The sequence below is a fragment of the Haloplanus rubicundus genome (genome assembly GCF_003342675.1).
GTDB lineage: Archaea > Halobacteriota > Halobacteria > Halobacteriales > Haloferacaceae > Haloplanus > Haloplanus rubicundus.
In genome coordinates this window covers 2,227,429-2,240,284 of the sequence record NZ_CP031148.1, presented here as the reverse complement: position 1 = coordinate 2,240,284, position 12,856 = coordinate 2,227,429, and the positions used below count along the sequence as shown (strand labels likewise).

17 protein-coding genes are annotated in these 12,856 nt (G+C 63.4%); 8 read left to right on the top strand and 9 right to left on the bottom strand.

Going from position 1 to position 12,856, the window contains the following annotated elements; genetic code table 11:
• Positions 1–5: 5 nt before the first annotated feature.
• From DU484_RS12480 to DU484_RS12470, 3 genes are all read right to left on the bottom strand, one after another.
• Complete coding sequence (locus DU484_RS12480; protein ID WP_114606085.1) at positions 6–929, bottom strand: alpha/beta hydrolase; 924 nt, start codon at positions 927–929, stop codon at positions 6–8.
• A 53-nt stretch (positions 930–982) separates the two neighbouring features.
• Entirely contained in the window at positions 983–1,762 is a 780-nt protein-coding gene (locus tag DU484_RS12475; protein ID WP_187347700.1) for a CPBP family intramembrane glutamic endopeptidase, read from the bottom strand.
• A gap of 386 nt (positions 1,763–2,148) precedes the next feature.
• Positions 2,149–2,535: a hypothetical protein gene (locus DU484_RS12470; RefSeq protein WP_222844845.1), complete on the bottom strand. Its 387-nt coding sequence runs from the start codon at positions 2,533–2,535 to the stop codon at positions 2,149–2,151.
• 188 nt (positions 2,536–2,723) lie between these two features.
• Here DU484_RS12470 and DU484_RS12465 point away from each other — a divergent pair, with 188 nt between their 5' ends.
• From DU484_RS12465 to DU484_RS12440, 7 genes are all read left to right on the top strand, one after another.
• Positions 2,724–3,740: a hypothetical protein gene (locus DU484_RS12465; RefSeq protein WP_114586310.1), complete on the top strand. Its 1,017-nt coding sequence runs from the start codon at positions 2,724–2,726 to the stop codon at positions 3,738–3,740.
• 253 nt (positions 3,741–3,993) lie between these two features.
• The gene (locus DU484_RS12460; protein ID WP_114586309.1) at positions 3,994–4,818 is read left to right on the top strand and encodes a CPBP family glutamic-type intramembrane protease; all 825 of its coding nucleotides are present in this window, start codon (positions 3,994–3,996) and stop codon (positions 4,816–4,818) included.
• Between the two features lie 124 nt (positions 4,819–4,942).
• A complete protein-coding gene (locus tag DU484_RS12455; RefSeq protein WP_114606084.1) occupies positions 4,943–6,376 on the top strand; it encodes a DUF5518 domain-containing protein in 1,434 nt (477 codons plus the stop codon).
• A gap of 206 nt (positions 6,377–6,582) precedes the next feature.
• Positions 6,583–7,122, top strand: coding sequence for a hypothetical protein (locus DU484_RS12450; RefSeq protein WP_114606083.1), 540 nt, complete (start codon positions 6,583–6,585; stop codon positions 7,120–7,122).
• A gap of 12 nt (positions 7,123–7,134) precedes the next feature.
• The gene (locus tag DU484_RS19580; protein WP_157969568.1) at positions 7,135–7,305 is read left to right on the top strand and encodes a hypothetical protein; all 171 of its coding nucleotides are present in this window, start codon (positions 7,135–7,137) and stop codon (positions 7,303–7,305) included.
• Positions 7,306–7,613: 308 nt separating this feature from the next.
• A complete protein-coding gene (locus DU484_RS12445; RefSeq protein WP_114606082.1) occupies positions 7,614–7,901 on the top strand; it encodes a hypothetical protein in 288 nt (95 codons plus the stop codon).
• A gap of 3 nt (positions 7,902–7,904) precedes the next feature.
• Complete coding sequence (locus tag DU484_RS12440) at positions 7,905–8,426, top strand: winged helix-turn-helix transcriptional regulator (protein ID WP_114606081.1); 522 nt, start codon at positions 7,905–7,907, stop codon at positions 8,424–8,426.
• Here the strand turns inward: DU484_RS12440 and DU484_RS12435 are convergent.
• The 6 genes from DU484_RS12435 to DU484_RS12410 form a co-directional block, all read right to left on the bottom strand.
• Positions 8,420–8,965, bottom strand: a complete 546-nt coding sequence (locus tag DU484_RS12435) for a hypothetical protein (protein WP_114606080.1) — start codon at positions 8,963–8,965, stop codon at positions 8,420–8,422. The two genes, DU484_RS12440 and DU484_RS12435, sit on opposite strands and share 7 nt — an antisense overlap.
• Positions 8,965–9,252: a hypothetical protein gene (locus DU484_RS12430; RefSeq protein ID WP_114606079.1), complete on the bottom strand. Its 288-nt coding sequence runs from the start codon at positions 9,250–9,252 to the stop codon at positions 8,965–8,967. Before DU484_RS12430 ends, DU484_RS12435 begins: the two co-directional genes overlap by 1 nt.
• Positions 9,239–10,102, bottom strand: coding sequence for an FAD:protein FMN transferase (locus DU484_RS12425; protein WP_114606078.1), 864 nt, complete (start codon positions 10,100–10,102; stop codon positions 9,239–9,241). Before DU484_RS12425 ends, DU484_RS12430 begins: the two co-directional genes overlap by 14 nt.
• A 9-nt stretch (positions 10,103–10,111) precedes the next feature.
• Complete coding sequence (locus tag DU484_RS12420) at positions 10,112–10,477, bottom strand: hypothetical protein (protein ID WP_114606077.1); 366 nt, start codon at positions 10,475–10,477, stop codon at positions 10,112–10,114.
• 254 nt (positions 10,478–10,731) lie between these two features.
• A complete protein-coding gene (locus DU484_RS12415; protein WP_114606076.1) occupies positions 10,732–11,616 on the bottom strand; it encodes a type II CAAX endopeptidase family protein in 885 nt (294 codons plus the stop codon).
• A 4-nt stretch (positions 11,617–11,620) separates the two neighbouring features.
• Positions 11,621–12,184, bottom strand: a complete 564-nt coding sequence (locus DU484_RS12410) for a flavodoxin domain-containing protein (protein WP_114606075.1) — start codon at positions 12,182–12,184, stop codon at positions 11,621–11,623.
• A gap of 199 nt (positions 12,185–12,383) precedes the next feature.
• Here DU484_RS12410 and DU484_RS12405 point away from each other — a divergent pair, with 199 nt between their 5' ends.
• Positions 12,384–12,545 (top strand): hypothetical protein, encoded by a 162-nt coding sequence (locus DU484_RS12405; RefSeq protein WP_157969567.1) that lies wholly within the window; start codon positions 12,384–12,386, stop codon positions 12,543–12,545.
• Positions 12,546–12,856 lie beyond the last annotated feature (311 nt).

Below are 12,856 nucleotides of genomic sequence, written 5' to 3'. Positions count from 1 at the left end.
CGATACTACTCGCGACTGATCCGGTCGGTACTACACGTCGAGAGAACTGAGAGGACGTGCTCGCGGAGCCGATCGGTCGCAAGCGATCCAGTGACATGGCCGTTCTCCAGTACGGACAGTGACATTCCCGCGTAGGCCGGGCGTTGTCGGTCGTACTCGATGATACGGTCGTACCGGGCGAGTAATGGGGAACAATCATCCGTCCCGACGGCACTGAACTCCGCCTCGAAATCGAGTATCTCGCGGAGGTAGTCCGGCCGTCTCCGAGCCGGTTCGGCAGTCATCTTCCGATAGATGGACGAGACGAACATCTCGCCGAGCGCCGCCCCGGCGAAGATCGGGACGTATCGGTCGACAATGTCGAAGCACGCCCGGTGGAGGTTGACGGCCCAGCCACCGAGGCTGAGACCCGAAGCGAGGACTGGGCAACTGGTACGATCGTTCGCCTGTGTCGCGAGCGCGTCGATGAGGCCGACCGAAGCGGAGAGCATCCCCACGAAGTTCTCGAGGTCGCCCATCGCCCGGGCGTACTCCGTGTTCGACCCGTCGTGGAACGGAGCCCTGACGGCGATGACGTTGGCCGGGATCGCTTCGTCGGCCGTGACGAACAACCGCCGAAACGAGTTCGAACTGAACCGCCCGAAGTCGAACGGCCGCTCGCCACTCCCGTGGTGATAGATGAGCGTCGGATAGTCCGGGCCACGCCACTGCCAGGGCATATACGCCGTCTCGAACGTCCCGATCGGTGTGTCGACGGTCACGGACCGCTCGCCAGCACGACCGAGGTCGTCGACGGTGGCCTCCGATTCACTCGCCACCTCGACGAGCGGTCGTGAGTCGAGCGATCGAGCGAAGAACGTCGCATCACGCAGGAGGAGGGCACTGACTTGTATGGTTCCGACATCGAGGAGTTCGTGGATGTTCGGCATCTGATTTGGACGTTGGTTCGGAGGCGCTGTGCGTTCCGGTCGGTTCCCCGGAGTCACACGCCGCGTGTGGTCGACGAATCACGACGCTCCCGCATCTCACGCCGAGCCAGCAACCCCGTCCCGGTGGCGCCGATGGCCACGAGGGCGAGCAGCCACATGAACACGGCGTGGGAGACGTTCATCGGCGCGAGAGCCACCCAGTCCGGAACGCCTTCGACGATCGCCCGCTCCAGATCCAGCGGGACCAGTCCGCCGGCAGCGTTCTCCGTCCCGTGCATGAGCATCGCAAGGAGGATACTTCCGCCGGAGCCGTTGTACACCCACGCGATCAGGATCGAAAACGCGACGATACCGACGAAGTAGGCGAGCTGTGATTGCAGCGGCCACTGCGAGTGGATTACCGTCGGGTCGAAAAAGAGCGGCAGGTGCCAGCTACCCCAGAGTACCCCGACGATTACGGCGGCCCGCAGTCCCCCGTACTGCTCCTGCAGTTCGGGTTGGGCGAAGCCACGCCAGCCGAGTTCCTCCTGACCGCCGCCGATGGTGGTTCCGAGGAGGATTCCGATACCCAGGGAAACCGGATCGAACGCGAACGACGCGAACTCGACCGGGCCGCCGACCAGTTGGAGGACGGCACCGGACCCCAGCGCGACGATCACGGGGACCCCGATGGCCGCCGCGTACCACTTCGGATGCACACGCCAGCGGACGACGCGCCTAAGCCAGCCCCGAAGACTCTCACCGCTGATGGAGAGGACGATCCCCGCGGCGATTGCCGGTCCGAGGGCGCTGAGGAATCCACTGATGATCCATCGCGTCCAGGAGGGTTCCATTCCGAGTACCAAGACCGCGGCGTCCAAACTCCAGGAGATGGCGTACGCGAGAAGGAAGAAGGACGCCACGCGGTGGCTTCGTATCCAATTCCCCATAGAGACCATATCGACACATCAGATATCGGGTGGGTATACTATAAATATGTTTTTCGAACGATAGGAATCGTCGGAACCGGTCGATAGACCGAGCCCACGTAACGGGAGACTGCGGCGGGAACCCCGAGTGTCGCGGTTACCGCTCCCGGTTCGGGCCACTCCCCGTCGCGTCCGTTTCCGTCCCGACGAGTCGGTCGGCTCGGCGCTGGATTCCCCGCAACATCCCGTCGGTCATCAGCGACGACACCGGGTCGAGGACTGCGAGAGAGGTGGCTCTGATCACGGGGTTCTCAGGCAGACGGATCCGCGAGCGAACGAGCAGTCGTGTCGTCGTTTCGTCGATCGGCACGGCCGAGCCGGACCGCATCGCCGATCTTGAGGGTCTGCCAGTCCGGAATGATCCGCTCCGCGTTGTGGATATCGAGTCCGACGAGATTCTCTGCCCACTCGTAGCTGTAGAATCCGCCTTGCTCTTGGCCGAGCTGACGCAGCCACGGCCAGATAGCGTCGGGCGGGGCGTCGATGGTTATAGCCATGGTCGACTCGGCGTCTGCGTTCGGGAGCAGGTCGTCACCTGGGAGCGACCGGCTAACCTCCGCGGGCGTCGCGCCCCAGTTCAACATTCGCGGACGGACTAGCACCCAATAGACGGTACCGAGGAGTACGACCCCGAACATCCGTCCGATTCGTCGCCGCCATCGTCCCATCGTCGTCGAGGCCGTGTTGTCCGATTCGAACTGATCACGCTCCCCAGCTGTGGTCATACGATTGCCTCCTGACTCAAGATAGTCGCGTTGACGACATAGTCGTGAACCCGTACTCGCTGAATCTATGCCTCTTGGCGACCAATGGGACGGCGTTAGAGATGGACGCCGCCCGGATTGCAATCGTCGTGCTCGTGCTCACCTTCGTGGCGACGCCAGCGCTCGCACACGTGCCGGCGTTTCCCGGCGACAACACGGATCCCGACCGGGCACTTGCGGTTCCGGACGCGACCAAATCGTGGTCGTTCTACGACCGCCTAGAGCGTGGACAGGTCAAGTACTACAGATTGACCCTCAGAGATGGACAGCGGCTACGATTCGGGACCTTTACGCCGTCGAGCGGTGAGTTTACCCCCTCGGTAGTCCTGATGAGCGAGTCGTTGAATCGGACCGATCGGGTGCCGAGCGGAGTGTCCATACCGGAGGGAATGGGTGCGGTGGTGTTCGAGGGTGACCGTCCTGACACAGCGACCTACGAGCCGTTCACCCCATCCGCGAACTATCACACGATCAGCGTCGAGCGGACCGTCGAGGAGGGCGGGGTGTACCTGCTGGCCGTCTACGCGCCCCGAAACGCGAGCGGTCCGGTCGGCGTAACCATCGGTTACGAGGAGGAGTTCTCGCCGGCCGAGTACCTAACCGTCCCGTTCGACCTCGTTCGAGTCCACCTCTGGGAAGGCCAGCATCCACTCGTCGTCGCCGGTCCCTGGCTCGTCACGCTTGTCGGTGGTGCCGTACTGCTTCGCGCTCGACGACACGATGGCTGGACACGTCCAGTAATTCGCTACGGGTTGATCGGCGCGGGAACGTTAGTTCTCGGGACGGGCGTGAGTACGCTCGTCCAGATGGGGATTGCGTTGTCTTCGATCGGCCCCACGGCGGGAATGCTCGTCACGGCGGTATTCATCGCCGTCCCGGCGGTGTGTGGCGGGTGGGTGCTACGGTTCACGCTCCGCGACGATTTCGTGTTGGGGTTCAGAACGCGGATCGGTCTTGCGGTTGCAGGCGCGGCGACTCTGGTGACGTGGGCCGGGTTCATCGTCGGCCCAGCAGTACTGCTTCTGGCTGCACTGGTACCGACGAGATGGATCGAACCATCGCGAGATCCGGAACGATAATCCGTCACTCGACCGCGATCGTCGTCCGTTCGAAGTCGGCTGTGACGGGGTCGGGCACCGTTCCCATCAGGTACCCAGCGAACGGGCCAATAGCGTCCAGTACAACCTGTGTCGCACTCACTGCGGCTATTGCATGTGTAGCAACTTGACTGATAGTAACGGAACGAACACAGAGACACGGACAACTTCGCGTCGTTCCTCTCGAAGAGAACTATACTGAATTGCTATGGATATTCCCGATAGTATATGAACCATGACCTCGATCGGCCGATTCGCGAGAAGCGCACCGAGACTCCCCCTTATCGCTGGCCTCTCTCCGTTCGGGAAAGCGCTCGTCGCTCTGGGAACGTACGCCACATGGACGGTGATCACGTGGCTGCTGGAAGGCCGCATTCAAACCTTCCTCCACCCCGAAGCCGTGACCGACCGCCTCGTGTACACGGGGGTTGCCAACGTCTTCGTCGGAACAATTCTCGCCCTACTCCTCGTCCGAGAATTCGTCGACTCCGAGTTCAGTTCCCGGGCAGAACTCGGCTTCCGCTCGGTCCCTCGTACCCTCGTGGCTGTCCTCCTCGCAGGAATCATTGGATTCGCTCTCTACGCACTCCAGCAACCGCCAACGACCGACCCCGTCGTCGTCATGAACGTGTTTGCGCAGGTGCTTCCGGTCTCCATCGCCGAAGTCGCCGTCTGCTGGGTCGTCGTTGGGGGAAGCGTTGCAGCGTTGTTGCGCTCTCGTGGTCTGAATCAGTACCTCGCACGCGGGAGTGCGCTCGTACTCTCGAGTGTTCTCTTCGGAGTGTACCACGTCGCACATAGCCCGCCGTTCAATTCGCTCGAGATGGTCGGCCTCCTCACGGTCGTTGGTGTCGGAACGGGCCTGATTTACTTCGTGGGCGGATCGTTCTACGGTGCGCTCCTCTTCCACAATCTCATGGCGCTGTTCGGTATCGTCTCGTCGCTCGCGGAAGCAGGGCAACTCGGAACGTACCAACAACCACTCGTGCCGCTCTTGGTGACCGCTCTCGTCGCCTTCGTCATCCTCGTCGGTTCGGAACGCCTGCTCGTTCGTCCCTAGCGAAACAGGTGTGACTCCCAGACAGCGGTGCGGAGAGTGAGGTTACGATTCGAACGAGCAACTGTTCAGTTGGTGGGTCTCATTACGGCTCAAATTTTTGTAATCGCGTAGTGTCATCTCAGATATGTCTCTGCTGACGCGCAAGACCATCCAGAACGGAGTCATCGGTGGCGTGGTTGGGTCCGCGCTCGGCTTCGTCCCACTCGTCCTCCTCGTCGCGCCACTGTTGGGTGGCGGTGTCGCGGGGTACCTCGAACGCGACGATACTAAAGGGGGATTAGTGGCGGGTGCCGTCGCTGGCGTCGTCATGGCAGCACTCAGCACCGTCGTCACGGGCGTGATTCTCTTCACACGCTTCGGCGAGTTGCCGTTCGGCCCGGAAACGCCGCTCGCAGGCCTCGGTATCGCTGCACTGCTGTCGCTTGCGGCCACCATTGGGCAAGTCCTCGTTGCGAGCATCGGCGGTGCGTTCGGCAGTCTCCTCGCAGGCGCCCATCCGTCCAAAGACGCTGCGGGTGAAGGTCACGAGCGTAACTGGAGCGTCGTCGTCGGAAGCTTAGTCGCCGGGATTCTGACGTTCGCCGTCGTCACCGTCGTCGTCGCCGTCGTGCTCGAAGCGTTCATCTGGTTGTCGCTGCTCGTCGCCCTTCCGATCGGATTCGTCGCTGGTGCCGGTGTCGCCGTCCTCGGGTACCGCTACGTCACGCGCGCCCCCGACAGCAGCGTCAACTGGCGTGGTGTCGGTATCGGCGTCGTCGCCGTCGTCGTCGTCTTCGCGTTACTGCTCGGTGGCGTCTACGCGCTGGGCCAGCAACGCGCCGAGCAATCAGAGCAGAGTACCTACGAGTATCAGGTGACGATCGCGACAAACCAGACGCTGACCAACGCGACGTTTTACGTGCCGGTTCCGGAGACGAACGGCGACGCGGAACTCGGCGAGCGGTTCGTCGAGGACGTCCAGTACAGCCGCGAGACTCCCGCCATTCGTGGGTCCGACGTCACCCCGGCGCGTGTGAACTTCACCTACGAACTCGTCGACACGGAGCACGGACGGATGCTCGCCATCAGTGCAGACCGTATCGAAGTTCAGCGCGCCTACTACCGTGAGGTGGAGAACGAAACGATGGGGTGGCGCGAACCGATCCCCGAGTCGCAGTACGACCCCTCCAACCCCTCGATGGGGGTGGTCGACGACGGCACTTTCACGTTCTCCGTGACCGCCACGAGCGAGGAGAGTATCGATACGGCAGCGCCGTTCGGAACGGAGCCACTGCTCACGCCGCAGTTCAACCGCACGGGGGTCGAGTGCAGGTATGGTCAACAGGAACGCCACCGTTGTTTCGAGTACGACACCCGCGTGTACGCCACCTACGGAGCCCCCGAGGACACGACGGTGTACGTCTCCGCGCAACTCGACGGTCGCAACGAGTGGGTCGCCGGCGAGTGGACGGGCAACGAGTACCGCGAGTGGGCCCACACGGAACTGCTGGGCCCGGGCCAAGGCTGGTACTTCGTGCAAGGCGAACTGGAGGTCGGAAGCGGTCGCTATCGGGATTAGTCCCGCGACTTGCGATTTCTAATTGTCGTCAAGTGACCTCTTCCAGTACTGTTTTCGGCGGAAGAGCGCGCCGACCAGTTCGAAGACGGGGCCCTGGAACGTCGACACGGACTGAACGAGCCACGCGGAGACACACTCCGTCTTGGCATCGCAGTTGAGACTCGCCCTCCGACGCTATTTATCCCGATTCCGCGTACTATCCACGCATGGACACCAGACTCGCTCTCGCTGTCGGACTCGTCGTCGGTCTGATCGTCGGTGCGGCGGGGGGCGCAGCGGCCGGTGCCGCGCTCGTTCCGACTCAGAGCGTCTCCTCGCCGACGTTCTCGACTTCGACTGGGACGGGTTGTGTGAGCAACCCCGCGACCGGCGGCTGGGTCGGACAGGCCCCTAGCGGAGAGACGCGGACGGTGGCCCTCAATCTCACGTTCACACACGACGTGACCGACGTGAACGTTCGGGCGAATCTCACGGAGTCGAGTCCGGGGCACTACCGCTTCACCGTCGAAGTCGCGCCCGGCGACGGGGTGAAGGGCCAGCCCTCGGCGGATTGTACGCCGCAGACCACATTCGACGCACTCGTCTCGCTTCCCGGCGACTTCCGGACGGTAACAGTCGTCCTCGACGGGGCCGTCGTGACGCAAGTCGAGCACCCAGAGGACTCGTTCGCCACGTTCCGCACGCTCTCGGGGAACTACAGCGTGGCCGTCGACGAAGACGGGGCTAGCCGACTCGACTCGTCGTGACCGACGAACGCCGTGGCGTCGCTCTCGCTCGTCTACCTCACCGGTGCGGGCACTCTCCTCGCCGGGCCGGTCGGAGTCGCCGAGATCGGGGCCGCACTGCTCGCCACCGCCGCCTGCGTCGTCCACGACCGATACGTGGCGGCCGTTCGAGTGACTGCGGGTGGGCCACTCGAATCGTGGTAACGACTGGTGACGGGGATCACGATCTGGCAACTGGGAGACCGGCTACTGGATGCATCGTCAGTGTCGGTTGGGAAGCCTGCAAGCTACGTACCAGCCGACGGTGAGTCGACGTCGTGAGTGCGGAGGCGTCGTTGACACCGGCCCCAATGGAGGGCCGCGACGGAACTCCCAATCGGTTCGACCGATTTCGATGCGCCTCGGCCGAGGAATCGGCGTCCAATTCGACACTTGTACGCCAACCGTTTTACCCGATTGCCGCCTCGTGCACCACAATTCGACCGCGATCCATCGCGGTCCGTTCGACTCGTATGCCCCTCGCACAACTCCTCGAACAGTACGTCAGCCTCGGCATCTTCCTCGTGGCCGCGGCGCTCAGTGCGCTCAGCTATCTGGCGTGGCGTCGCGAACGCGACCGCCGAATGGGTATCGTCACCGCTGGCTACGCGATGTTCGCCCTCTACGGCCTCGTCGTATTTCTCGAATATCCCCTGCTTCCGTACGTTCCGTATGCGACGCTCGAGTTACTCGAACACGGGAGTGCAGTCCTCATCCTCGGGGGCCTCGTCGCGTTCTTCCTCGCGCTCACACGGGACTGAGCAATGCCGGAGCCCGACCTCGAATTAGAATCTCGACGAGCGATCTATCGGGAGATCGCCGACACCCCCGGCAGTCACTTCCGTGCCCTACTCGACGAACTCGACTACGCACAGGGAACGCTCCAGTACCAGCTCCGCTGGCTGGCCGACGAAGGGTTGATCGACGTCTCCGAGGACGGCAAGTACACGCGGTACTACCCTGCTGCGGAGTTCGACGACGCCGACCGGACCGTGATGAACGCGCTCCGGCGGGAGTACAGTCGCCGCATTCTCGCCCACCTCCTCGTCGATGGCCCACTCTCGACGACCGAGTTGAGCGACCGACTGGAGAAGGCCCAGTCGACCGTCTCGTGGCACCTCTCGAAACTCGCCGACGCCGGACTCGTCACCAAAGAACGGGACGGCCAGCGCGTGCTGTACCGTGTGTCGGATTCGGACCACGTCAGGTATCTGTACACGATCCACCGTCAATCGTTCACCGACCGAATCGTCGACCGCCTCCTCGGACTCTGGGACAGTTACTGACGCGACGCTGCACTGGAGAACGTTCCCCGAAGCACGAGCACACGCAACAGGAGGACGTACACGACGAGCACGAGCGAGGGGCCCAGCAACGGACGAATCAACCCCGTCACGTCGGTGCCGATGGCCGCTGCGTGGATCGTGCCGAACGCGAACCCGGCGTACGCGAACGAATGCACGACGCGGGGACCCCACGGTCGCTCGAACCGCTTCGGATCGGTAAATCCGAGGACGGCGACGACGAGCAACGCCAGCGCCCCGACCCCGACGGCGAGACCGCCCACGAAGTACGGCATCGAGTACGCCGGCTCCGGGACCTGTCCGGTGAGGACGAACCACGCATCGACGACACCGAGGCCTGCGTGGAGAAGCGTCACCAGCATCGCGAAGACCGATAGTTCGACGTGGACACGACGGGCCGCCTCGTGCAAGGTGCCGAACGACGCCGTGTTGTACAGGATTCCCGTGAGGACGGCGAGATACAGGGCTGGATACGTGAGGAGGGCCGCCCCACGGTCCAGATACCAGACGATCGCCGACATCAGGACGCCCCCGTCGTCGCGACGACGTCCGGACAGCCGTCCGAATCCTGGAAGCCGTTCGTCGTCTCCGGACGCGTCGGGCACTGGTCAGTACTGTCGTCGAGCCCATCACCGTCGTAATCGGTCGGCGCGTGACGCGCCGTGACCGTCTGGTTCACGAGGTCGTGTCGTTTCTCTTCGGTCGCCTGGGCGACACGGACGTCTCCGATCCCCCAGAGCAACGGTACCGCACCGACGAGGACGACTATCGCGACGATCGTGATGCGTTGTTTCTCAGTCCAGGACATGTGTCTCGAACCCCTCGGTGGTGTGGAATACGCCGCCGTGCACGACGAGCGCTTCCGCATTCGCCCACGACTCGGCCAGCGAGAGCGCGTCGTCGAGCGGCAGGGCTGCCAGCGTCGTCGCGAGGGCATCCGCTTCCATGCAGTCACGCTCGGCGACGACGGTGACCGACTCGTGACGCGAGCCGATCCGCTCGCTCGTCGGGTCGTAGATGTGATCCGTCCCGTTCCGGGTGCGACGATAGTCACCTGAGGACGCGACGAACCAGTCCGTCTCCAGTACCTTCAGCGGTGTCTCGTCGCCGTAGGGACTCACCACGGCGACCGGCCCGGGCGGCGGAGACATGTCACCACCACCGCTCACGAACCCGCGTCGACCGACGCCAGAGAGCGCCGACGCCGCCCGATCGACGATGTAGCCTTTTGCCAGCCCGTTGAGGTCGAGCGGATGGTCGGTTCTGACCAGCGCCCCATCGAGTTCGATATCGCCCGCCTCGAACGTCTCCGGGAGCGACTGTCGGTCACCCCGGAGGAACGCCTTGAGGTCGTGCTCGATACGTCCCTGACGGATGTCGAACACGCCGTTCGTCCGTTCGTAGTACTCCAGTCCACGGCGCACGATGCGGGCCACGTGTTCGTTCTCGACGGATCCCGTCCGATCGAGTCGGCTGACGGCACTCTTCTCGTCGAATGCGTTTAATTCCCCTTCGAGCCGCCGTACCGTCTGCTGTGCAGCATCGACGCCCGTCGACGCCCGAACGCCGGTCGCCCGAATCACGAACTGCGTGTCACAGCACTCGAATTCACGGTGTGTCTCACCCGCGCGTTCGTACACCGACGACAACACACTCATCCGATCATCTCACTCCGCTTCATCTTCATCCTCGTACTCGTCGTCGTGTTCCGCCTCCCGCTCTTCGTGTTCGCCCTCGTCCTCGTCGTCTTCGTACTCTTCATGTTCGTCTTCGTCGTCCTCTTCGTACTCTTCGTGCTCCTCGCCCTCGTAACCGGTCTGGGTCTGCACCGCCGGCGTGAAGTCCTGATTCGGCGTCGGCACGTCGGCAGCGGACTGTGGTGCGCCGGTCGATTGCGTCCCGGAGTCGCTCCCAGTATCTCCCCCTGTCACACCCGGAATCGGGAACGCGAGGCCACCGGCGATAACCGCGGTCAGTAGGGCTCCGGCAAGTGTGAACGCCACGAGCTTGGTCTTCGGAATCGGGAGTCGCATACTACCACGCCTCCTCGATATCGTCCGTTCTGGGCACCAATCGACTGTGTGTGCGAGCCATCACGACAGCGAGTAGCCAATGGGTCACGTAAGCCGTTCGCGTCCAACAGTCGAATGTTCGTACAGTCGTCGAAACGTCTCCTCGGACGGTCACTACCGCTTGTGAGCGACTGGCGGTCGAGAACGCATCTGGTGTTCAGCACGGTCTCTCGAACGTTCTCGTTGAGTCACGTCGAGAGCGGGCCGTCGACGACCTATCGCCGCGCCGGACGTGGCGGCTTCGGTACCTCGTCGGCGCCGGCGAGGGTTTTCCCACCCCAGATCGCCACGATCACGACGGCGAACAGCACCCAGAGCCCGACGTTGTAGACGTCCGCTCTCGGGGTTATCGCGACGATTTCACCCGAGAAGTTGGCCGAGGAGTGCAAGAGTATCGCAGCGAGGATGCTCCGCGACGTGTTGTTGTAGACCCACGACAGCGCCATCGAAAGCGGGACGACGCTGACGAAGAATAGCCAGAATTCGGGCGTTCCGACGCCGAGTCCGGACTGGTACGTGTCGGCGACGAAAAACAGCGGGAGGTGCCAGAGCGACCAAGCCACGCCGAGGATCACGCCCGAGCCGAGCGCCGACCAGCGGAGTTGGAGTCGGTCGAGCACGTAGCCGCGCCAGCCGAGTTCCTCGAGAAACGGCGGGAGCGTCACGAAAAAGAGGGTCGGCAGGATCGTGAGCGGGTTGGCGGCGAAGCCGACGACGCCCTCGGCCCACGTCGCCCCGACGCCACCGAACAGTCGGTCGACGCCCGCGGCGAGGAGGCTCAACGCCAGTGGCACGGCGGCGATGACGAGCACCCACTTCAGACCGACTCGACGAAGGCTTCGAAGACGAATCCAGAAGTCCGCACGGCCTCGGTCGTCGTAGACGAGGTACGTGAATCCGATCCCTCCGAGACCGGGACCGGCGAGTCCCGCGACGAGCAACGCGACGCCTTCGACGGTGCTGAACGACACGTCGAAGACGATGGCTGGAAGCCAGAACGCCCACGTGATGGCGTAGGTAACCACGAAGAACGTCCACGGACTCCCGACGGAGAGCCCGGTCGCTCCGGCGTGTTCTTGCCGTGCCTCGTCTATCAACATCGAATCACTCCGTACCCCCTGCGTCGCCGAACCGTTCCTCGACGAACGTGGCGAACGCGTCGGCGAACGCGTCGACCGACTCCCAGTCGGTGAACTCCACGTCACCGGACGCGTCCACCTCCGGGAATCCGCTCTCGACGACGCGTTTCATCAGCGCTCCCAGCAGGAAGCCGTACTCCGAGAAGCGTATCGCTCCGCCGAAGAGACCGATGCGGTCGGGCCGCCAGTTCGTCGCCTCGACGAACTTCTCGACGTACGTCGTCGCTTCGGCCGCGCCGTTCTCGTTCGCGGACGCTCCGGACACCTGGAAGAAGCCGGTCGGCTTCGTCACCAGTACGTCGCGGTTGGCGGTGACGAATTTGCGGACGGCCTTCTGCTGTCGGCCGAAGTGGATCGACGCACCAACGAGTACGGCGTCGAAGTCGGCGACGTCGAGGTGGCTCCCGACCGCCTTTACGTTCACCGTCGTCGGGTCGTGCCCCCGCACCGTGAGTTCGTCGGCGAGTCGGTCGGCTACTTTCTCGGTCTGTCCCTCACCGGTGCCGTAGCAGACGAGGATGGATGCCATCGTTGGTTGCGAACTAATAGATTGGCTGTCATGATAACCGTAGGTGATGCCGAGGGGGATACCGGCTCGGCCGGCTGGATGGCGTTGTTCGGCACCGTGCGCGGTCTACCTTCATGAGGAAGCGATAGGAGTGAGGGGACGAGCGAATGACCGAGTCGACGCACACGGGCATCTCGACTGGGGCGCCACCGACGACCAGATGGACCGAGAACTGCCCGGTGACGAACTGGTGCCTGCCCCGAGCGGTGAGACGACGCGAACGTGCCGAGAAGCGACGTACACGCGTGCCGTCGAGAGCGTGCTACGGGCAGGGGAGTATCGGGGCAACGTCGCGAGGGACGACGCCGAACGACCGGACTGATCACCGTGTCCGAGCCGGTCGGCGTAGACCCACCGTCCTGCGATCGGGTAGGAATCACGTTCAATGGCACAATGATTAGATGCCATGCGCCACGCCGTAGAGGTAGCGAACCACGGGACGGAACCGCCACCTTTCCGATCGTTCAGTGGCTGAACGAAATCAACGCCAGTGCACCCAGAGACGATGACATCGGCGGTTACCCCGACGTTATCGTGCGATTACGAACGAAAAGTCGGCGATGGGCGCTGCAGGCGCTCGGTCGGTCGGTGAACGAATTCCCTTGTCGGGCCTGAGACGGTCGAAATCGGGGA

Bases quoted from the DNA above. Each gene is read 5' to 3' on its own strand.
- DU484_RS12480 (WP_114606085.1), bottom strand. From the start codon at position 929: ATGCCGAACATCCACGAACTCCTCGATGTCGGAACCATACAAGTCAGT.
- DU484_RS12475 (WP_187347700.1), bottom strand. From the start codon at position 1,762: ATGGAACCCTCCTGGACGCGATGGATCATCAGTGGATTCCTCAGCGCC.
- DU484_RS12470 (WP_222844845.1), bottom strand. From the start codon at position 2,535: ATGTTCGGGGTCGTACTCCTCGGTACCGTCTATTGGGTGCTAGTCCGT.
- DU484_RS12465 (WP_114586310.1), top strand. From the start codon at position 2,724: ATGGACGCCGCCCGGATTGCAATCGTCGTGCTCGTGCTCACCTTCGTG.
- DU484_RS12460 (WP_114586309.1), top strand. From the start codon at position 3,994: ATGACCTCGATCGGCCGATTCGCGAGAAGCGCACCGAGACTCCCCCTT.
- DU484_RS12455 (WP_114606084.1), top strand. From the start codon at position 4,943: ATGTCTCTGCTGACGCGCAAGACCATCCAGAACGGAGTCATCGGTGGC.
- DU484_RS12450 (WP_114606083.1), top strand. From the start codon at position 6,583: ATGGACACCAGACTCGCTCTCGCTGTCGGACTCGTCGTCGGTCTGATC.
- DU484_RS12445 (WP_114606082.1), top strand. From the start codon at position 7,614: ATGCCCCTCGCACAACTCCTCGAACAGTACGTCAGCCTCGGCATCTTC.
- DU484_RS12440 (WP_114606081.1), top strand. From the start codon at position 7,905: ATGCCGGAGCCCGACCTCGAATTAGAATCTCGACGAGCGATCTATCGG.
- DU484_RS12435 (WP_114606080.1), bottom strand. From the start codon at position 8,965: ATGTCGGCGATCGTCTGGTATCTGGACCGTGGGGCGGCCCTCCTCACG.
- DU484_RS12430 (WP_114606079.1), bottom strand. From the start codon at position 9,252: ATGTCCTGGACTGAGAAACAACGCATCACGATCGTCGCGATAGTCGTC.
- DU484_RS12425 (WP_114606078.1), bottom strand. From the start codon at position 10,102: ATGAGTGTGTTGTCGTCGGTGTACGAACGCGCGGGTGAGACACACCGT.
- DU484_RS12420 (WP_114606077.1), bottom strand. From the start codon at position 10,477: ATGCGACTCCCGATTCCGAAGACCAAGCTCGTGGCGTTCACACTTGCC.
- DU484_RS12415 (WP_114606076.1), bottom strand. From the start codon at position 11,616: ATGTTGATAGACGAGGCACGGCAAGAACACGCCGGAGCGACCGGGCTC.
- DU484_RS12410 (WP_114606075.1), bottom strand. From the start codon at position 12,184: ATGGCATCCATCCTCGTCTGCTACGGCACCGGTGAGGGACAGACCGAG.
- DU484_RS12405 (WP_157969567.1), top strand. From the start codon at position 12,384: ATGGACCGAGAACTGCCCGGTGACGAACTGGTGCCTGCCCCGAGCGGT.